We start from the raw sequence: 18871 nt of genomic DNA on the forward strand, positions 1-18871 counted from the left end.
GAATCCGAAACAGACTCCGAATACAACGATCCGTATTGCGATAACGTGACGTGGGCGTTTGCCACCATATCGGCGGATGGTGGATAGGCTTTCGGGGCGTTTTTTGTGTCAGGCATTGAAGCTCCTCCCTCTTTGGTCTTGTCAGTGCCAAATGGCATGATCCGGTGCGGCCAACGGTTCGAGTGTCAGCCATTTGCATTCTGTGTGCATTTTGAGGTCAATCGCTGATCGAAAACAAGCGGATAACCCTGCAATTTGCGCGGAATCTGGGCGGCACCGTAACCGGCAAGGGTATTTGCTTTTGGATAAAGCGGTAAAATATAAGTCTAACCAACAGGTTAGGTGGTGCTTGACGCTTTGATCTCAATCTTTGCTGTGCATCGGGTTGGTGGCTGCACTTCCGGGTACTCTGCTTTTACGAATATATCTGTCGGGGTGCGGACATCGGAAATATATCCGCGCTGTCTGATTGCTCAGGGGCGGGCTTTCAAAGGGGGCTTGGCAGTCTTACCGCCGTTGAGTAGGTTTGCCGCAATCCGTTCTGAATAATACGGGCAACCAGGGAGAAATATCATGAATAAATACCTAAGTGGGGCGGCCGTTGCTGCCATCAGTTTTGCATTTGTGTCCGAGGCAGCTGCCACGGAATGGAATGTGTCGGTCTGGGGCAAACGTCGCGCGTTCACAGAGCATGTTGAAAAACTGGCCGAACTTGTCGCGGAAAAGACAGGTGGCGAATTCACCATGAATGTCAGCTACGGCGGCTTGTCGAAAAACCGCGAGAACCTTGACGGAATCTCGATCGGCGCGTTTGAAATGGCGCAGTTCTGTGCGGGCTATCATCCGGACAAAAACCGGGTGATCACCGTGCTTGAATTGCCTTTCCTCGGCGTTGAGAACCTTGAGCAGGAGGTCGCGGTGGCCAATGCGGTCTACGCACACCCGGCGGCAACTGAAGAGATGGCGCAATGGAACGCCAAGCTGCTCATGACCTCGCCGATGCCGCAGTATAACATCGTTGGAACCGGCGAACCTCGCGACGAACTCGCTGAGTTCGAAGGCATGCGCGTGCGCGCCACAGGTGGTCTTGGTGAAGCGTTCAAGACGGTTGGTGCGGTGCCGACATCCGTGACGGCAACCGAAGCTTATCAGGCGATGCAAGGGGGCGTGGTGGATACGGTCGCTTTTGCCCAGCACGCGCATCTGAGTTTTGGCACGATCAATCAGGCGGATTGGTGGACGGCGAACCTCAACCCCGGCACGGTGAACTGCCCAGTGGTGGTGAATATCGACGCTTATGAGTCATTGTCGGATGCGCATCGTGACGCGCTGGATTCCTCGGTGGGCGAAGCGATCGATTTCTATCTCTCGAACTACGCTGAGCTTCTGGAGCGTTGGGATTCGGTGCTCGCGGAAAAAGAAGTGCAGAAAGTCGAGATTGCTCCGGACGTGATTGCGGCTTTCCAAGCCAAAGCGGGCACGCCAAACCATGAAGCGTGGATCGCGGAAATGGAAGCGCAAGGCCTGCCCGGACAAGAGCTATACGACCTTGTCGTCAGCACATTGGCAGAAGCCAAGGGCGGTAGCTAAACCGATTTGGGTCGCCTCATCCGAGGCGGCCCATTTTCCTGATTTTCCAAACATAACGGGAGGTGGGCGATGGCAGGTTCTGCTGCGGTGCTCGAAGATTCCAGTCTGCTGAGCCGACTGGACCGCGCACTTTTACCGCTTGAGCGTTTCTGCGCACTGCTGAGTGGCCTTGCCATATTTTCGCTGATGTTTCTGGCGGTCTACTCCGTTACGGGGCGCAAGTTCTTCAGCTCGCCCATGGCGGGCTATGTGGATTACATCGAAGCCATGATGCCGATCATTGCGATTATGGGCGTCTCTTACGTGCAGCGTGACGGGACACATGTGCGCATGGACATGTTGGTGGGGGCGCTCAAGGGGCGCGTATTGTGGCTTTTTGAATTGATTTCGGTCCTGTTGATCCTTGTGTTGATTGTCGCGCTGGCATGGGGGGCATGGAATCATTTTGACCGCTCCTTTGATTGTGCGCGCCCGCTGTGCAGCCGGGACAGCTCGATTGATGTGGGCATCCCGCTGTGGCCATCCAAGCTAGTTGTACCCATCGCCTTTGGGGTGCTGGTGCTGCGCTTGCTGCTGCAAACCTGGGGCTATGGGCGCGCTTTGGTGCTGGGGCTTGAAAACCCCGTCGCGGTCCCGCTGAACCTGACCATTGCCGAGCAGGCCCGTATCGAGGCCGAAGCGCTGGAAGGGGCCGACTGATGGAACCTATTGATATCGGGTTGTGGGTCAGCGGCGGGCTGCTGGTCTTTGTGATCCTTGGCATGCGCGTGGCCTTTGCGGCGGGTCTGGCCGGGTTCGTGGGGCTGGTCTGGCTGCGCTGGAACGGTTTTGATTATGACCCTGAACGGTTCTGGAAAGCAGTGGAGATCAGCGTCAAGATCGCGGGCCTCACGCCGCATTCCAAAGTGTCGGCACAGGTGTTGAGCCTGATCCCCGTGTTCATCATGATCGGCTATCTGGCCTATCACGCTAAACTGACCACGGCCTTGTTTACCGCCTGTAAACGCTGGATCGCCTGGGTGCCCGGTGGGCTTGCGGTTTCGACGGTGTTCGCCACCGCCGGCTTTGCCGCCGTGTCGGGTGCATCGGTGGCGACGGCGGCGGTCTTTGCCCGTATCGCCATCCCCGAAATGCTCAAGATCGGGTATAATAAACAATTTGCGGCGGGCGTCGTGGCTGCCGGTGGCACGCTGGCCTCGCTGATCCCGCCATCGGCCATTCTGGTGATCTATGCCATCATCGTGGAGCAGGACGTGGGCATGTTGCTGCTCGCGGGGTTTATCCCCGGCATGTTCTCGGCCTTGGTCTATGCGGCCCTGATCATCGGGATTGCGGTTATTTTCAAAACCGTCGGGCCGCCGGTCAGCGGGTTCACTTGGCGCGAACGGTTTGAATCGCTGCCGCCGGCCTTGCCCATTGTGGCGGTGGTCGTGATCATCGTCTTTTTTGTCTACAACCCTTTCGGAGATGCCTGGGGCACCCCGACCGAAGGGGGGGCCATCGGCGCTTTCATCATCTTCCTGATGGCCCTTTACCGGGGCATGCGCTGGTCGCAGCTGAAAACAGCCTTGCTGGATACCGCGAAACTCACCGTGATGATCTTTTCGATCATCTGGGGGGTGTTGATCTACGTCCGCTTTCTGGGCTTTGCAGAATTGCCGGAAGCCTTTGCAAACTGGATAACTGCTTTGGACATGTCGCCCATGCTGATCCTTGTGTGCATCCTGTTGGCCTATGCCGTGTTGGGCATGTTCATGGATGCGATTGGCATGCTTCTGTTGACGCTGCCGGTGGTGTACCCGGCAGTTATGGCGCTGAATGGTGGTGAATACGTGACCGCTGCGGACAGTGCTTTCGGGATGTCGGGTCCCATGTGTGCGATCTGGTTCGGCATTCTTGTCGTCAAAATGGCGGAGTTCTGTCTGATCACGCCGCCCATCGGTCTGAACTGTTTCGTGGTTGCCGGGGTGCGCGATGACCTGAATGTGCAGGACGTGTTCAAAGGAGTGACGCCGTTCTTTCTGGCCGACGCTGTAACCATCGCGCTGCTGGTGTCTTTTCCGGGTATCGTTTTGTTCTTGCCGATGCTGGCGGGTTAGCCCTCGTAGGGCAAGCCCACGTAGTTTTCGGCCATGGCCTTCTGCGCAGCTTCATTGCTGCGCAGAAATTCAATCTCAGCCCTCTGCATCCGCAAATCAAAGCCCGAGTGATGCGGAAAGCGATGCATAAGTTTTGAAAACCACCAGCTGAACCGCTCCGCCTTCCAGACCCGTGCCAGCGCACGTTGCGAATACTGCGCCACGGCATCCGCGTCATTGTGCTGATACCAACGGGTCAGCGCGGAAAACAGATAATGCACATCAGAGGCTGCGGTATTCAGCCCCTTCGCCCCGGTGGGCGGCACGATATGCGCCGCATCACCACATAAAAACAACCGCCCCCATTGCATCGGTTCCGTCACGAAAGAGCGCAGGGGCGCGATGGATTTTTCAATCGACGGGCCGGTGATCAGATTGGCGGCCTGTTCCGCCGGAATACGCCGCTTGAGTTCTGTCCAGAAGGCGTCATCGCTCCAGTTGTCGATATGATCGCCTGCATCACATTGAATGTAATAGCGCGATAAGGTCGGGTTGCGCATCGAACACAGCGCAAAGCCGCGATCAGAATTGGCATAGATCAGCTCATCACTCACAGGTGGCGTTTCGCTGAGGATACCCAACCAGCCAAACGGATATACTTTTTCATAAGACCGTTGGGTGGCCCCGGGGATGCTTTTGCGGCTGATGCCGTGAAACCCATCACATCCGGCGACGAAATCACACGCAATGCGTTTTCGCACGCCCGATTGCAGATAGGTGACCGCCGGGGCATCGCTGTCAGCCCCTTCAATCTGAACCTCGTCGACTTCGAACTCGCTTTGTCCGCCGGTTTTGTCCCGCGCGGCATAAAGGTCGCGCGTCACTTCGGTTTGCCCGTAAACCATAACGGATTTGCCGGTGAGTTCGGCAAAATCAATGCGAAAGGCTTCGTCGCCATAGGTGATCAGTGTCCCGTCATGCGGCATACCTTCTCGTCGCATACGTGTCCCGGCGTCGGCCTGTTCCAAAAGGTCAAGTAACCCGGTTTCCAGCACGCCTGCGCGAATGCGGCTCAACACATGTGCGCGGGTCCGGCGCTCCAGAACAATGCTGTCGATGCCGCGCCCGTGCAGCAGTTGTGCCAGCAAAAGGCCCGATGGTCCGCCGCCAATGATCACCACCTGTGTGCGCATGTTATTCATGATAACCTGTTGCCATACCCGCCCGCGAACCGCTAGCAATGATTGGAACAGGTTGGAGCATCTTGAGTCTTTGGCCTTTGATTTCGTCTGATGTAGAAAAGGTTGAGCCATATGGAAATGCGCCCCAATTCGATGGAAGCCCGCGACGTGGCTTATCACCTGCACGGCTACACTAACCCCAGAGCACATGAAGAGCAGGGCCCGATGGTGATCGACCGGGGCGAGGGGGTCTATGTCTTTGACACCCAAGGTAAGCGCTACATCGAAGGGATGGCTGGTTTGTGGAGTGTTGCGGTCGGGTTCAACGAAAGCCGCTTGATTGATGCCGCACAAAACCAGTTGCGTAAACTACCGTATTATCACAGCTTTTCGCATAAATCCCACGGGCCTGCGATTGATCTGGCAGAGCGGCTGATTGACATGGCCCCGGTCCAGATGAGCAAGGTCCACTTTACCAACTCAGGGTCCGAAGCGAATGACACGATCCTCAAGATGATCTGGTTTCGCTCGAACGCGCTTGGCAAGCCTGAGAAGAAGAAAGTGATTTCGCGCCTGCGCGGTTATCACGGCGTGACCATCGCGTCGGCGTCCATGACCGGGTTGCCGAACAATCACCGCTCGTTTGATCTGCCGATTGAGGGCGTGTTGCATACGACCTGCCCGCATTACTGGAAAGAAGGGCGGGACGGCGAAAGCGAAGAGGCATTCGCGACCCGCTGTGCCGAAGATCTGGATGCGATGATCCAAGCTGAAGGGCCCGATACCATCGCCGCCTTTATTGCTGAACCGGTCATGGGGGCGGGGGGCGTTGTGGTGCCCCCGGCGACCTATTGGCAAAAGATACAGGCGGTTCTGGCGAAATATGACATTCTGCTGATCGCGGATGAGGTCATCTGCGCCTTTGGCCGGACGGGCAAGATGTTCGGATCAAACACCTATGACATCAAACCGGACATCATGACCATGTCCAAGCAACTCACCTCGTCTTATTTTCCGTTCTCGGCGTTCATGATGAATGAGCGGGTGTATGAACCGATTGCAGATGAGGGAAACCGCATTGGTATTCTGGGGCATGGCTATACCGGGAGCGCGCATCCCGTGGGCGCGGCGGTCGCACTGGAAAACCTGAAGATCATCGAAGAGCGCGACCTCGTGGGCAACGCCGCAGAACGCGGAGCGCAGTTGCAGGCGGGTCTTGGCGAACTGGCGGCGCATCCGCTGGTGGGCGAAGCCCGGGGTGTGGGCCTGATCGCAGCGCTTGAGATCATCGCGCCAGAGCGGCAGGGCGATGCGCGTGCGCCGGGGGCTCTTGGCGCGCATATGAACCGAATTTTTCACAGCAACGGGCTGATATCGCGCAACATGATCGACGCGGTGGGCTTTTGCCCGCCTTTGATTATCACTGAGGCGCAGGTGTCCGACATGCTGGGAATTGTAGAGAAGAGCCTCGAAACCCTTACGCGCGAGCTGGTGTGAGACGGTGCGCTTGCAGTGTTGCAGGCCTGTTGCGCGATACGTTTGCTCTGTGGGTGCTGTCGCGCGCTTTACGCCAGATGTTGCCCGCCATTGATCGGGATTTCGGCGCCGTTGACGTAAGAAGATTTCTTTGAACACAGAAAAGCCACCACATCCGCGACCTCACCGGGATGACCGAGCCTTTTCATGGGCACATCGCGGCTAACGACTTCGCTGGTGCCCGGTGACAGGATCGAGGTCTCGATCTCGCCGGGCGAGACGGCATTGACCCGCACACCCTTTGCGGCCAACTCATGCGCCAATTCGCGTGTCAGGGCGGATAGACCCGCCTTGGAAATGGCATAGGCCGCGCCTGCGAAGGGGTGCACTTGCGTGGCGGCAATCGAGGATACATTCACGACCGCGCCGCCCGCCTGCATCAACGGGTCAAGGAGTTCCCGCACCAGAATGAGCGGTGCGATCAAATTGACCATCTCGACCTTGCGAAACACCTCAATCTCGGTTTGCGTGGCCAGCAAACGCCCACCTGTATCATCTTTGGGCGAAATCCCGGCGTTGTTCACCAGCGCGTCCAGCCCACGGCCAGCCAGGCGTTCCCGCAGGTTCATCGCGGCCGCACGGACCGACGCTTCTTCGGACAGGTCCGTTTCAATGTGGTGCACGATGCCTTCCGCCCAGGGGCACACCTGGCTAAAGGGTGTCCGCGCCAGTGTCAGCACATCCCACCCATCATCGTAGAACTTCTTGACGATGGCGTGTCCAATACCGCGACTGGCCCCTGTAACGGCGACGATGGGTTTTGCTGTCGGCTCAAAACTGTTCATATTGTGGTCCTCCCTATGCCGGCAAGCGGCGGGTGTGTGACGGTCTATGCCTCAACGGGTCAGCACTATCGTCACGAGGGGATATCAAACTGCATTCTCTTGCCCCCTGACCCCGCTAGCTTGCACGCATCAACATGGGATGCAAATGATCATGCACTATCTCGCGCATCGTTGAACAGGGCGGGCCTCAGTGCCTTGATACGGACAGGTCATCGTGACCGCGCCGAAGTTGTGTAGGGGTTGCGCCCAGCCTTTTCTGACAATGATCAGCGAGGTTCGCACCGCTCGAAAACCCGGCTGCATAGGCCACAGACGTCACCGATCGCGTGGTCTGCCTGAGCATCCAAACGGCGGCGCGCAGCTTGATGTCGACGAGGTAGTCTTTGGGGGAACGCCCGACCTGCTGGCGAAACAAGCGTAGGAAATGCCGCTCGCTCAACCCCAAAGACCTGGCAAGCTGCGAAATGCTGGGGTTGGTGGTGGCTTGTGCGTCCAGCGTCACAACCGCGTTTTGGATGCGCGGGTCGGTTATGGTCAGATTTGTCAGTGCCGGGGCCCAATGGGCCGGGCTGATCCCTGCAACAGCGGGCAATGTCATCTGGTGGATCATCTTGGCGGATCTGTCGGGGCCGAAATGCTCCTGAATGATGCGGGCGGTGAGCGCGAGGATCGACACGCCGCCCAGAACGGTGATGATATTTCCAGCACTCACATAATCCTTGTCAAACACGGGCCTTACGTGCGGAAACGCTGTCTCGAAATCGGTCTGGTGATAGGGATGTACGCAGACCGTTTTGCCCTCCAGCAACCCCTCGCGTGCCAGAACGAAAATGCCGGTACATACGCCAATGATCACCGATCCCGCCCGGCCCGCCGCGCGCAGAAAATTGCGGTGCCCGTCAGGCACGTTGGGCAGATCCCGCAAAAGCCCACCAATCACAAATATATAGTCAAACGCCTCTGGCTGCCCGTAAGGCGTCGTCGCCTCTACCGGGATGCCGCAACTTGACATGGCGCGACTGCCCGGCGCGCCCAGCACATCCCACCGCGCATAGCGCGGATGCGAGGCGTCGCCGTGATCCCCGGCATGACGCAGGCTCTCCACAATACCTGCCAGCGACATCATCGGAAACGACGGCCACAGAACAATGCCGACCCGTAAGGGCGATGCGTGGATATTGCGTGCAGACCCGTCCGGTTTGGGCAGTGTATCAGATGCACCGTTGCCAGTTTTACGAGCAGGGGTCTGCGCAAAAGTCATAATAAACCGTAGCGAGTCCGTTTTCAGATAACAATGGCGGATAAGCGAAAGACAGGGTGTCATAGCCGCCGCACAGTTTGAGTGTCAATCTGGGGGGTTGTCAGTGGTCCGGGTGGTGCAGTCGCGTATTTTCAGGGTGTTTTCAGCACCTTCCAAGAGCTTGCGCATGTGTTCGAAACCCAAGTCACCTCTCCGGATGCTCGGAATGAAGTGTTTAGACAACATCATAACCGGTCGTTCGTACCGGACATCCAACAAAGGAGTTTCACTATGAAAGCAACTGTACAAAGGCGCGTTCTGCTGGCGTCCGTCGGCGCGTTGGCTCTGGCTGCGGGGTCGGCCTTCGCTCAGGACTGCCCTATCAAAATCGGAGCGCTGGCGCCTCTGTCGGCACCCGGCACGGTCGTAGGCGGGGAGGCGATGCGCGATGCGATGCTGATCGCAGAGGCTGACATCAACGCAGCCGGTGGCGTGCTGGGCTGCGATATCGACGTGGTCATCGGCGACAGCGAAGGTTTGCCCGAACGCGCTATTGCCGTGATGGAACGGCTGATCACGCAGGACGGCGTCGTGGCCGTCGGCGGCGGGTATCACAGCTCGGTCGGGGTGGCTTCCAAGGACGTGGCGAACGCGCGCGGCATTCCTGTGGTCTTTGCCGAAACATGGAATGACACGATCACCGGGGACAAGCAAAAATACATCTTTCGTATCGCGCCCCTGTCATCTTGGGCCTCGGCCACGATCTGGCAATTTGCGCTGACCCTGCCGGATATCGGCAAAGTGGTTATTTTGACCGAAAACACGGATTACGGGATTCCGGCGAGCCAGGAAACGGCTAAGGGGCTGGAAAGCGGCGGTGTGGAAAGCACCATTTTCTCGGTGGACATCGGCACGCAGGACTACGCAGGCATCGTGGAGCGGATCAAGGCGGAAAACCCCGATATGATCATCACGCTGGTCACGGGCGAGGCGGCCTATAACTTCACCCAGCAGGCGGCCGATGCCGGGGTTGGCCCGCTTGATCTGCCTTTTGTGACCGGTCAGGACGCGCTTGAATCCGGGGCCTATTGGACCAATGTGCCAGATGGGCAATACGCCTTTGTTCAGCGCATCGGTGTTCCGGAATCCGAGTTTACCGAAAAAGGTCGTGTCTTTGCTGCGGCGTATAAGGAAAAGACCGGCAAGTCCGATGTGGAAAGCTATGCGATGGAGGCTTACGATTCCATCGCGATCCTTGCACAGGCCATGAATGAGGCCGGTGAAACAGGGGGCGATGCGATCGTCACAGCACTTGAAACCATCGAACACGAAGGCACCTTGGGCAAAATCTATTTCCCCTATGGCAGCCAGAAAGACCCCAGCGAGGACGGTAAAGGGGATGAGTGGTGGCACCAGTGGCCCGACCCGGCGCTGACGATGATCCAGTATCAGGAAGAGGGCCAGTCATCGACTGACGCGGCGATTGTCTATCCGGATGCTTACAAAACGGCCGAGCCGGTCATCGTGAACGAGTAAACAGGGACCCGGCCGGGCGCGACTTGAGTGCCCGGCTGACAGACAAATCCGCAAGACCCCGGACAGCAGCGGGGCAGCACGGGGGACAATCGTGGAAACACCGGCCATTTTCTGGGGCGTCATTCTTTGGATGATCGTCTGGGGCGTTCTGGGCAGCGTGATCTTGCGCCGTCGCTATTTCGCCCGTGATCTGGATACGACGAACGCCTCCTTTGCGGGGGCGATGTCGGGCGCGGCGATGGGGCCGGTCGGCGTGGCCTTGCTGTGGATCAACACGCCCAATCTGACCGGGCGGGTGACCACGACCTTCGGCATTCTGGCGGTCGTGCTGATCGCTGCGGCGTTTTCCTTTGCGGATCCGGAAAACAACTGCGTGGCCAATGGGTCGTTTGTGGCCAGCCAGATTTCCAACGGGCTGATCATCGGAATCATTTACGGGTTCATGGCGCTGGGGTTGACGCTGATCTTCTCGATCCTCGGGGTCGTCAGCTTTGCCCATGGTGAGTTTTACATGATCGGGGGCATGCTGGTCTATTACATCACGGCGGTGTGGTTCCCGGGGGTCAGCCCCTTGCTGGGGGTGCTTGGGGCCTGTTTCATTGCCTTTTGCCTTGGCGCTGTTTTTGAGCGTGCCATGCTGACGCCGATGTACAAGGGCAAGGTGGATCGACCCGTTGAATACGGTATCCTCGCCACATTCGGTCTGGCCTTCACGCTGCAGTATTTCGTTCAGGCCGTGCATGGGGCCAGCCCGGTCAAAGCCTCGCGTTTCATCGACTTTCCGCGCATCCGCTGGCCCGAAGATGCGGACCCGCTCTGGATCAAGACCAGCCGGGGCAACCTCACACTGTTCGAGACGATTTCGATTTCGAACCCGCGGTTTGTTGCGGCGATCACCTGTATCCTCGTGCTCTTGGCGCTCTTGTATCTGCTGCACCGCACATGGACGGGCAAAGCACTGCGTGCGGTCAGTCAGGACCGGGACGCTGCTGCCATCGCAGGGATTGATCCCAACCGCATGAACATGCTGGCCTTTGCGCTGGGGGGGATGATCGCCGCCCTTGCCGGGGCGCTGCTGGTGCAGGCGTTTTCATGGCTGCCGCAGGTGGGTGCGATCCCGGCGATGCGATCTTTCGTGATTGTCGTGCTGGGCGGGCTTGGCTCGCTGCCCGGTGCGTTCTTTGGCGGTATCATCGTAGGGCTGGTGGAGGCGGCGGGCACCGGATGTGTGCCGGACGCACAAAAGGCCGCGTCCTATATTCCGGCCTATGGGATGATCGTGCTGACGCTGACCTTGCTGCTCAGACCCACGGGTCTGTTCGGGCGGCGCTTTGCCTCCGGCACGCATGGGCAAGGGGGCTGATATGCGGCAGGTTCCCAATATCGCAGGCGTGTTGCTGCTTGGCTTTTTCGCGCTGTTTCCGCTGGTCTATTCTGGCGGCAACTACGACTATGTGATGCATGTACTGATCACGGCGTTCTTTTACGCGATCCTTGCCTCCAGCTGGTCGATGCTGGCGGGATATGCCGGGCAGTTTTCCTTTGGGCATATGGCCTTCATGGGGATCGGCGCGTATGGTACGGCGCTGTTCTGCCATTACTTTTATATCACCTCGGAACCCACTGGAATATGTACAGAATTCGCATTCTTCGGGAACTACTTTGTGATCAAGAACGCCATCGGGGTGACCTCGACCACACTGGATCAGGATTGTCTGGCGCAGGCGATGGCCGTCTGGGGCGATAGCGTCAGCGTGCGGCCCATGCCGGTGCTGATGGGCATCATCCTTGGCACCATGGCGGGTGGTCTGTCCGGCCTGTTGGTGGGGCTTTTGGTGCTGCGGTTGCGGGCGGCCTATCTGGCACTGTTCACGCTGGGCTTTTCCGAGATCGTCAAGGCGGTGATTTCGGCTGAGATTGACATCACCCGGGGACAGGCCGGTTTGGAACTGCCTGCGCTTTTTGAAAACGGCGTGAGCCTGATGGGCACCACCTTCGATAAAACGGACAAGATCCCGCCCTATTATATTATGCTGGGGCTCTTGGTGTTGTGCCTTGCCTTGCTGGCGTGGCTTGCGCGCTCGCGCTTTGGTCTGTTTGTGCGCGCGCTGCGCGAGGATCAGGATGCCGCCGCCGCGCTTGGCGTGAATACCACGCGTTACAAGGTCTACGTCTTTACCATCACCACGGCCATGGCGGCAGCGGCAGGGGCGGTACAGGCGCATTACGTGCAGATCGTGACGCCGAACCTGATGTTCCTGTTGCAGATGTCGCTGGTGGTCGCCATGGCGGTGATCGGCGGGGTCGAGAACTTTGTCGCGGCGGCGCTTGGCGCGATCTTTCTGCAAATCCTGTTGGAGCTTTTGCGCACCAGCTTTACGATTGGCGGTGTTGAGGTCGACATGACCGTCTGGCGGTTGGTCTTCTTTGGCATACTGTTGATGATCACCCTTCGGTTTTTCCGAAACGGGCTGATCGCGCCCATCATCGCCTATTTCTACCGCTCCGGCATGGCCGAAGAAACCGTGGCCAAGCGCAAGACGGGGGCAACGGCATCATGATCCATCTCAAGGTCTCAAATCTGCACAAACGCTTTGGGGGCAATCACGTGCTCAAGGGCGTCAACTTTGAAATCAACGGGCCGGAACTGATCGGGGTGCTTGGGCCGAATGGCGCGGGCAAGACGACGATGACCAATATCCTTGATGGCGCCATCAAGCCCAGCAGCGGCACGGTGTACCTCAACGATCAGCGGATCGACCAGATGCACCCGTTCGAGGTGGCGCGTGCGGGTCTTGGCCGCACATTTCAGGTGACGCGGTCGTTTCGCCGCATGACGGTGTTGGAAAACCTCTATGTGCCGTCGCTCGCCATGGGGCATATGGCGCAGGGTCGTGCGCTGACAGCCAAGGCTGATGAGGTGCTGGAATTCCTGACCATTGATCATTTGCGCAATGAATACGCACAGGCGCTGTCGGGCGGGCAGCAAAAACTGCTGGAACTGGGGCGGCTGCTGATGCTGGACCCGGATGTCATCATTCTGGATGAGCCTTTCGCAGGTGTGCACCCCAAACTGATGGAGGTGATCTATGCCTACATCCGGCGCATGCAGGCGGCGGGCAAGGCCATCGTGCTGATCTCGCACCAGATGGACGCGATTTTCGCGCTGTCGGAACGCTTGCTGGTGTTGAATTTCGGTGATTTGATCGCTGATGGCAAACCCGATGATGTCAAGAACGACCCGGAGGTGATCAAGGCTTACCTCGGCACAGATGACGAGGATGCCGCATGAGCGATGCCGTGCTGGAAATGAAGAACCTGAGCGTGGGGTACTACAGCGACCTCAACATCCTGTCTGATCTGGATATCAAGGCGCGCCGGGGGCAGATCACCACCATTCTGGGGGCCAATGGTGTCGGCAAATCCACAGCGCTCAAGGCCGCTTTCGGGTTTTTGCAGCCAAACCAAGGAGATATCCTGCTAGAGGGTAAAAGCATCCTGAACATCCCGCCCTATCAGAAAATTCGCTCCGGTCTGGCCTATATTCCGCAGCAACCGGGTGTGTTCAAGGACATGACGGTTGAGGAAAACCTCGAACTGGGCGGCTGGACCTTTCGCCGCGATGCCAAGCAGGTGCGCGACAAGATCGAACAGAACTACGACCGCTTTCCCGCCTTGCGCGATAAGCGCAAGCAGGTGACCGGCGAGCTGTCCGGCGGGCAACAGCGCATGGTTGAGATCGGGCGCACCCTGATGGCGGAGCCGCGTATGCTGCTGGTGGATGAACCCACGGCTGGGCTGTCCAAGATGCTGGCGCGCGAAGTCTATGACATGCTGATCGATCTGAAAAAGGAGAACCTGACCATTCTGCTGGTTGATCAGGAAATCCGTCAGGCGCTCAAGATCGCGGATTACGTCTATGTGCTTGAGCTTGGGCGCAACAAGTTCGAAGGCCCGGCCGCGGATTTCACCGATCTGGAAAAGGCGTTCTGGGTGGCGTGATGAGTAAGCCGAGCAATCTCTTTTGGGGGGCAAGCCGACGCAAAGCGCGCATGGTGCGGGCCGAGGGTGTGTATCTTTGGGATGACACCGGAAAGCAGTATCTGGATGGATCGTCCGGTCCGATGACCTGCAACATCGGGCATGGCAATGCCGCCGTTCTGGAGGCGATGCAGGATCAGATGCGGGCCTCGACCTTTGCCATGCGGCTGCATTTCGAAACCAACCCGGCAGAGCATCTTGCCAGTCGTCTGGCGGAAATCGCACCCGGCAATCTGGATCAGGTGTTTTATACCTCCGGCGGGTCTGAGGCAGTGGAAAGTGCGATGAAACTGGCCCGCGCCCATGCGCTGGCCATGGGCGAGGCACAGCGCTGGAAGGTGATTTCCCGGTATCCCGCCTATCATGGTTGCACGCTCGGTGCCTTGTCTGTCACGGGCTATGCGCCGATGACGGCACCGTTTGATCCGATGATGGTGCAGATGCCGAAAATCCCCGCGCCGCGTGCCTATCTTGACGGGCTGGACATGGATGACCCCGCGACCGGGCATCATTACGCTGACATGTTGGAACACAGCATCCTTGCCGAAGGGCCCGAAACCGTGCTCGCCTTTATCGTCGAACCCATTGGCGGGGCGTCGACGGGCGCTTTGGTGCCGCCTGCGGGATATATGGCCCGCATCCGCGATATCTGCGACCGTTACGGTGTGTTGCTGATCCATGATGAGGTGATCTCGGGCGGGGGGCGTGTTGGGACGTTTTTCGCCGGTGACCTCTGGGGCGTGGTGCCTGACATGATCACCCTGTCCAAAGGGTTCGGCGCGGGATACATGCCGCTGGGGGCGGTCATCCTGCGCGCGCCGATTGCCGGGGCTGTCGTCGGCGCTGCCAACTACCTGCACGGCTTTACCTATGGCGGCAACCCGCTGGCCTGTGCTGCAGGGCTGGCGGTACTGGACGAGATCGAGCGGCAAGGCATGATGGACACTGCCGTCACGGTGGGCACGCGACTCGGCACAAGGCTGCGCGCGTTGATGCAGCGTTATGAGATCGTGGGCGACGTACGCGGCACCGGGTTGTTGCAGGCGTTTGAACTGGTCTCGGACCGCACGACGATGGCACCGCTGCCCGCAGGGTTGAATGCCTATGACCGTCTGGTCGAAATCGCCTATGAAAACGGGCTGATCATCTATGCGCGACGGTCTCGCGGCGGTCATGCGGGCGATCATTTTCTGCTGGCCCCGCCGATGATCGCTACGGATGCCAATATAGACGAGATCATGGAAAAGCTGACCCGCTCGCTTGATACCTTCATCGCAGAAAGCAGGCTCTGAATGTCCCGCATCATCATCAGCTGCGCCGTTACAGGCTCCATCCACACGCCCACCATGTCAGATGCCTTGCCCTATCGGCCCGAGGATATCGCGGATCAGGCCGTCGGGGCCGCCGAGGCCGGGGCCTCGATCCTGCATCTGCATGCGCGCGATCCTGAAAACGGGCACCCCTCAGCGCAGGCGGCGCATTTCATGGCCTTTCTGCCGGATATCAAGGCACGCTGCGATGCGGTGGTGAACCTGACCACCGGCGGCAGTGCGATCATGACGCTGGATCAGCGACTGGAGGCCCCGTTAGCCGCAGAGCCTGAGATGTGTTCGCTGAACATGGGCACGATGAATTTCGCGCTTTATCCAATGGCGGCGCGCTATGAGACTTGGAAATTCGACTGGGAAAAGCCGTTCTTGGAAAACTCCGACGATCTGGTGTTCAAGAACACCCCCCGCGATATCGAGGCCGTACTGATCCGTATGGGCGATGAGCGCGGCGCAAGGTTCGAATTTGAATGCTACGATACAGGGCATCTGACCATGCTCAAACACTTCGTGGACCGTGGGTTGGTCAAGACGCCGATCTTTTTGCAATTCGTGTTTGGCGTCTTGGGGGGGATGGCGGCAACGGCGGAAAACCTGACGCATATGAAACGGCTGGCCGATCATTATTTCGGGGATGATTACCAGTTTTCGGTTCTCGCAGCAGGTCGGGCGCAAATGCCGCTGGCGGTCATGGCGGCGGGCATGGGCGGGCACGTGCGTGTCGGATTGGAAGATAACCTCTATATCGCCAAAGGGGTTCTCGCCAAATCCAACGCAGAACAGGTCGCCAAGATCAGGAGCCTCGTGGAAGGGGTGGGCCGCACGGTCGCAAACCCGGCTCAAACGCGTGAGTTACTCGGGCTGAAGGGCGTTGCGCATGTGCGCTTCTGATCTGCGCATTCAGACTGTTGGCACTGAGGATGTATCTGCCCTGATGCGGGCTTTGAAAGCTCTGGCGTGGGATTTGGATGATCCGTTCAAGGCCACACCGGAAGATATATCAAAGGCGCTTTTTGGTCCAGACAGCTTTGCCTTGGCGTTGCTGGCCCGGCAGGGCGACCGTGTGTCCGGTGCGGTGTTGGCGGCGCCTTTGTTCAGCACGATGGGCGGCGGGCCCGCTTTATATGTATCGGACCTTTGGGTGGACGTATCCGCGCGCCAGCAGGCCGTTGGCAAACGCTTGCTGGTGGCAGCCTCCATCGAGGGGTCCAGACGCTGGCAAACGACCGGGCTGAGGCTAACGGTCTATCGCGACAATGCGCCTGCGCGCGCTTTTTATGACAGACTTGGGTTTACCCTGAACGAAAAAGACCTGAGCGCTTTTCTCCCCGGCACGCGCGTTGCCGCCTTGCAAGAGGGCGCGGAATGACCGTGCTCATTCGACCTCGACAGTGCTGCAAAATAGGATTTGCAGTGCTGCGGCGGGTGGGGCAAATACGGGTTTCGCCGGGGCGCACGGCCAAATCAAAGAAGGTGTCGCATGAAAGTTGAGTATCATACCGTTTATCTGAAAAAGCGCTTTCCGCTGCGGATCAGTCGTGGCGTCTTTGAAGGGTCGGACAACCTGTATATCTCCCTCACGGAAAACGGACACACGGGCTGGGGTGAGATGGCACCGGGCGGCACCGAAGGCGCAGAGACAGCCGCCGCCGGTCAGGCAATGCTTGAACAGTTCTGCGCCACCGGGTTGAGCGCATCAAACCATGATACATGGCAGAATGCGCATGCCGCAGGGGTTGCGCCCTGTGCGCTCGCAGCTCTTGATATGGCGCTTTGGGATCTGCGGGCGAAACAGGCGGGGATGCCGCTTTATGCGCTTTTGGGTCTTGCGCGCCGCGCTGTGGTCAGCTCCGTGACCGTGGGGATCAACCCGCCGGATGTGGTGCGCGAACGGGTGCCGTTGCTTTTGGCGCGTGGGGCGCGGGCGCTCAAGATCAAGCTTGGCTCGCCCGAGGGTATCGAGGCCGACCAAGCCATGTTCGCCGCGGTCTTTGAGGCCGCGCAGGGCAGTGGTGCAGTCTTGCGGGTGGATGCAAATGGCGGCTGGTCGCTGAAAGATGCGCGCCGCATGATGGGCTGGCTGGCAGAGCATGACGTTGAATACATTGAACAACCGCTTGTGCGCGGGGCCGAAGATCAACTGCCCGATTTGTTCAAGGATCGCGCCATGCCGATTTTTGTCGATGAGAGCTGCCGGATGTCCGGCGATATCGCGACGTTCTTTCAGTCGGTCGATGGGGTGAACCTGAAACTGATGAAATGCGGCGGGATCACGGAAGCATTGCGCATTGTTGCCACGGCCCGTGCCTTTGGGCTCAAGACCATGATTGGCTGCATGGGCGAAAGCTCCGTTTCGATTGCGGCCGGTGCCTCGATCGGGGCGCTGTTTGATTACATCGACCTTGATTCACATCTGAACCTTGACCCGGACCCTGCCACCGGCGCGCCATTTGAAAACGGAATAACCTTGCCGGCAGATCAGCCCGGCCATGGAGGAGTGCTCAGCCATGCTTGACCCGAACCAGCCGATCGCAATTTTCGCCGAAGCCACCATGGGTCTGTTGAATGCAAAGATGGCCGAGGGAATCCTGCGCTATGGGCGCAACCCGGCAGTGGCCGTGATCGACAGCACCAAGGCGGGCAAAACCGTCGGTGATGTCTGTCGGCTGCAAAGCGATGTGCCGATTGTTGCGACGCTGGAAGAGGCCATTGCACTGGGTGCGCAGGTGCTGGTTCTGGGTACTGCACCTTCTGGCGGGCGGGTGCCGAGGGAGTGGATGGATATCCTGCACTGCGCCGTTGGCGCCGGGCTATCCATCGTCAACGGCATGCATGACGAACTGGCCCCGACGCTGGGGCGTGATCTGGCCGAGAGGCAATGGATATGGGACATTCGCATGGCGCAGGGCACCTTGCCCGATATCGCCATGGGCCGGGCCGCCGCATTGTCGAATGCGCGCATCCTGATGGTTGGCACGGATATGGCCGTGGGCAAGATGACGGCCGGGTTGGAAATTCACCGCAGCCTTTGCGAGGCTGGTGCGGATGCGGTGTTTCTTGCATCAGGCCAGACAGGGATTGCCATCATGGGCACAGGCATTCCGCTGGATGCGTTCCGCGTGGATCATGCGGCGGGCGCGGTTGAACGCATGGTGCTGGGCGCTGCGGATCATGATTATGTGATCGTTGAGGGGCAGGGATCCTTGCTGCATCCGGGCAGTACGGCGACGCTGCCGCTGATGCGCGGCAGCTGCTGCACGGGCATGATCCTGTGTCACCGTGCCGGGATGAAGGCCCTTGATACGCTGGACAATGTGCGCGTGCCGCCCCTGCGGGATGTGATTGCGCTGAATGAAATGACGGCGACGGCCAATGGGACGCTCACGGCCGCCAAGGTGCTCGGTGTCGCGCTCAACACCAGCCATTTGAGCGAGGATGCAGCGAAAGCAGCCATTGAAGAAACCATGGCCGAGACCGGGTTGCCCGTGAGCGATCTTGTCCGATTTGGGGCGGCCCCGCTGGCAGACGCAATCATGGCGTTTCACACCAAGTGACA

17 protein-coding genes are annotated in these 18871 nt (G+C 58.9%); 14 read left to right on the top strand and 3 right to left on the bottom strand.

The genetic code is table 11. From position 1 onward, the window contains the following. Positions 1–573: 573 nt before the first annotated feature. The 3 genes from dctP to K5Q35_RS22265 all read left to right on the top strand — a co-directional run bounded on the left by dctP (position 574) and on the right by K5Q35_RS22265 (position 3689). A complete protein-coding gene (gene dctP / locus K5Q35_RS22255; protein WP_220801431.1) occupies positions 574–1590 on the top strand; it encodes a TRAP transporter substrate-binding protein DctP in 1017 nt (338 codons plus the stop codon). A 69-nt stretch (positions 1591–1659) separates the two neighbouring features. Next, positions 1660–2289, top strand: coding sequence for a TRAP transporter small permease subunit (locus K5Q35_RS22260; protein ID WP_013962064.1), 630 nt, complete (start codon positions 1660–1662; stop codon positions 2287–2289). Then, the gene (locus K5Q35_RS22265; RefSeq protein ID WP_013962063.1) at positions 2289–3689 is read left to right on the top strand and encodes a TRAP transporter large permease; all 1401 of its coding nucleotides are present in this window, start codon (positions 2289–2291) and stop codon (positions 3687–3689) included. Before K5Q35_RS22260 ends, K5Q35_RS22265 begins: the two co-directional genes overlap by 1 nt. Here the strand turns inward: K5Q35_RS22265 and pobA are convergent. Then, positions 3686–4861, bottom strand: a complete 1176-nt coding sequence (gene pobA, locus K5Q35_RS22270; protein WP_220801452.1) for a 4-hydroxybenzoate 3-monooxygenase — start codon at positions 4859–4861, stop codon at positions 3686–3688. The two genes, K5Q35_RS22265 and pobA, sit on opposite strands and share 4 nt — an antisense overlap. 120 nt (positions 4862–4981) lie before the next feature. Here pobA and K5Q35_RS22275 point away from each other — a divergent pair, with 120 nt between their 5' ends. Next, positions 4982–6346, top strand: coding sequence for an aspartate aminotransferase family protein (locus K5Q35_RS22275; protein WP_220801432.1), 1365 nt, complete (start codon positions 4982–4984; stop codon positions 6344–6346). 68 nt (positions 6347–6414) lie between these two features. Here the strand turns inward: K5Q35_RS22275 and K5Q35_RS22280 are convergent, their stop codons facing one another. Both K5Q35_RS22280 and K5Q35_RS22285 read right to left on the bottom strand, forming a co-directional pair. Beyond that, on the bottom strand, positions 6415–7170 hold the full coding sequence (locus K5Q35_RS22280; RefSeq protein ID WP_013962060.1) for an SDR family NAD(P)-dependent oxidoreductase: 756 nt from the start codon (positions 7168–7170) through the stop codon (positions 6415–6417). 187 nt (positions 7171–7357) lie between these two features. Then, the gene (locus K5Q35_RS22285) at positions 7358–8431 is read right to left on the bottom strand and encodes a GlxA family transcriptional regulator (protein ID WP_220801433.1); all 1074 of its coding nucleotides are present in this window, start codon (positions 8429–8431) and stop codon (positions 7358–7360) included. Between the two features lie 270 nt (positions 8432–8701). On the opposite strand from K5Q35_RS22285, the gene K5Q35_RS22290 reads away from it, so the two are divergent. The 10 genes from K5Q35_RS22290 to K5Q35_RS22335 all read left to right on the top strand — a co-directional run bounded on the left by K5Q35_RS22290 (position 8702) and on the right by K5Q35_RS22335 (position 18869). Continuing rightward, positions 8702–9946 (top strand): ABC transporter substrate-binding protein, encoded by a 1245-nt coding sequence (locus K5Q35_RS22290; protein ID WP_220801434.1) that lies wholly within the window; start codon positions 8702–8704, stop codon positions 9944–9946. A 91-nt stretch (positions 9947–10037) separates the two neighbouring features. Then, the gene (locus K5Q35_RS22295) at positions 10038–11309 is read left to right on the top strand and encodes a branched-chain amino acid ABC transporter permease (RefSeq protein WP_220801435.1); all 1272 of its coding nucleotides are present in this window, start codon (positions 10038–10040) and stop codon (positions 11307–11309) included. A 1-nt stretch (position 11310) separates the two neighbouring features. Beyond that, entirely contained in the window at positions 11311–12507 is a 1197-nt protein-coding gene (locus K5Q35_RS22300) for a branched-chain amino acid ABC transporter permease (RefSeq protein ID WP_220801436.1), read from the top strand. Then, positions 12504–13238, top strand: coding sequence for an ABC transporter ATP-binding protein (locus K5Q35_RS22305; protein ID WP_013962055.1), 735 nt, complete (start codon positions 12504–12506; stop codon positions 13236–13238). Before K5Q35_RS22300 ends, K5Q35_RS22305 begins: the two co-directional genes overlap by 4 nt. Then, complete coding sequence (locus tag K5Q35_RS22310) at positions 13235–13948, top strand: ABC transporter ATP-binding protein (protein ID WP_013962054.1); 714 nt, start codon at positions 13235–13237, stop codon at positions 13946–13948. The genes K5Q35_RS22305 and K5Q35_RS22310 overlap by 4 nt, the downstream gene beginning before the upstream one ends. After that, on the top strand, positions 13948–15279 hold the full coding sequence (locus K5Q35_RS22315; RefSeq protein ID WP_220801437.1) for an aspartate aminotransferase family protein: 1332 nt from the start codon (positions 13948–13950) through the stop codon (positions 15277–15279). The genes K5Q35_RS22310 and K5Q35_RS22315 overlap by 1 nt, the downstream gene beginning before the upstream one ends. Further along, on the top strand, positions 15280–16206 hold the full coding sequence (locus K5Q35_RS22320; protein WP_220801438.1) for a 3-keto-5-aminohexanoate cleavage protein: 927 nt from the start codon (positions 15280–15282) through the stop codon (positions 16204–16206). It begins immediately after the preceding gene. Beyond that, positions 16193–16684 (top strand): N-acetyltransferase, encoded by a 492-nt coding sequence (locus K5Q35_RS22325; protein ID WP_220801439.1) that lies wholly within the window; start codon positions 16193–16195, stop codon positions 16682–16684. Before K5Q35_RS22320 ends, K5Q35_RS22325 begins: the two co-directional genes overlap by 14 nt. A 111-nt stretch (positions 16685–16795) precedes the next feature. Further along, complete coding sequence (locus K5Q35_RS22330; protein ID WP_220801440.1) at positions 16796–17830, top strand: mandelate racemase/muconate lactonizing enzyme family protein; 1035 nt, start codon at positions 16796–16798, stop codon at positions 17828–17830. Continuing rightward, positions 17823–18869, top strand: coding sequence for a DUF1611 domain-containing protein (locus tag K5Q35_RS22335; protein ID WP_220801441.1), 1047 nt, complete (start codon positions 17823–17825; stop codon positions 18867–18869). Before K5Q35_RS22330 ends, K5Q35_RS22335 begins: the two co-directional genes overlap by 8 nt. Positions 18870–18871 lie beyond the last annotated feature (2 nt).

Source organism: Roseobacter sp. OBYS 0001 (assembly GCF_019654895.1).
Classification (GTDB): domain Bacteria; phylum Pseudomonadota; class Alphaproteobacteria; order Rhodobacterales; family Rhodobacteraceae; genus Roseobacter; species Roseobacter litoralis.

Coding starts and splice junctions, on each gene's coding strand:
- dctP (WP_220801431.1), top strand. CDS start 574: ATGAATAAATACCTAAGTGGGGCGGCCGTTGCTGCCATCAGTTTTGCA.
- K5Q35_RS22260 (WP_013962064.1), top strand. CDS start 1,660: ATGGCAGGTTCTGCTGCGGTGCTCGAAGATTCCAGTCTGCTGAGCCGA.
- K5Q35_RS22265 (WP_013962063.1), top strand. CDS start 2,289: ATGGAACCTATTGATATCGGGTTGTGGGTCAGCGGCGGGCTGCTGGTC.
- pobA (WP_220801452.1), bottom strand. CDS start 4,861: ATGCGCACACAGGTGGTGATCATTGGCGGCGGACCATCGGGCCTTTTG.
- K5Q35_RS22275 (WP_220801432.1), top strand. CDS start 4,982: ATGGAAATGCGCCCCAATTCGATGGAAGCCCGCGACGTGGCTTATCAC.
- K5Q35_RS22280 (WP_013962060.1), bottom strand. CDS start 7,170: ATGAACAGTTTTGAGCCGACAGCAAAACCCATCGTCGCCGTTACAGGG.
- K5Q35_RS22285 (WP_220801433.1), bottom strand. CDS start 8,431: ATGACTTTTGCGCAGACCCCTGCTCGTAAAACTGGCAACGGTGCATCT.
- K5Q35_RS22290 (WP_220801434.1), top strand. CDS start 8,702: ATGAAAGCAACTGTACAAAGGCGCGTTCTGCTGGCGTCCGTCGGCGCG.
- K5Q35_RS22300 (WP_220801436.1), top strand. CDS start 11,311: ATGCGGCAGGTTCCCAATATCGCAGGCGTGTTGCTGCTTGGCTTTTTC.
- K5Q35_RS22305 (WP_013962055.1), top strand. CDS start 12,504: ATGATCCATCTCAAGGTCTCAAATCTGCACAAACGCTTTGGGGGCAAT.
- K5Q35_RS22310 (WP_013962054.1), top strand. CDS start 13,235: ATGAGCGATGCCGTGCTGGAAATGAAGAACCTGAGCGTGGGGTACTAC.
- K5Q35_RS22315 (WP_220801437.1), top strand. CDS start 13,948: ATGAGTAAGCCGAGCAATCTCTTTTGGGGGGCAAGCCGACGCAAAGCG.
- K5Q35_RS22320 (WP_220801438.1), top strand. CDS start 15,280: ATGTCCCGCATCATCATCAGCTGCGCCGTTACAGGCTCCATCCACACG.
- K5Q35_RS22325 (WP_220801439.1), top strand. CDS start 16,193: ATGTGCGCTTCTGATCTGCGCATTCAGACTGTTGGCACTGAGGATGTA.
- K5Q35_RS22330 (WP_220801440.1), top strand. CDS start 16,796: ATGAAAGTTGAGTATCATACCGTTTATCTGAAAAAGCGCTTTCCGCTG.
- K5Q35_RS22335 (WP_220801441.1), top strand. CDS start 17,823: ATGCTTGACCCGAACCAGCCGATCGCAATTTTCGCCGAAGCCACCATG.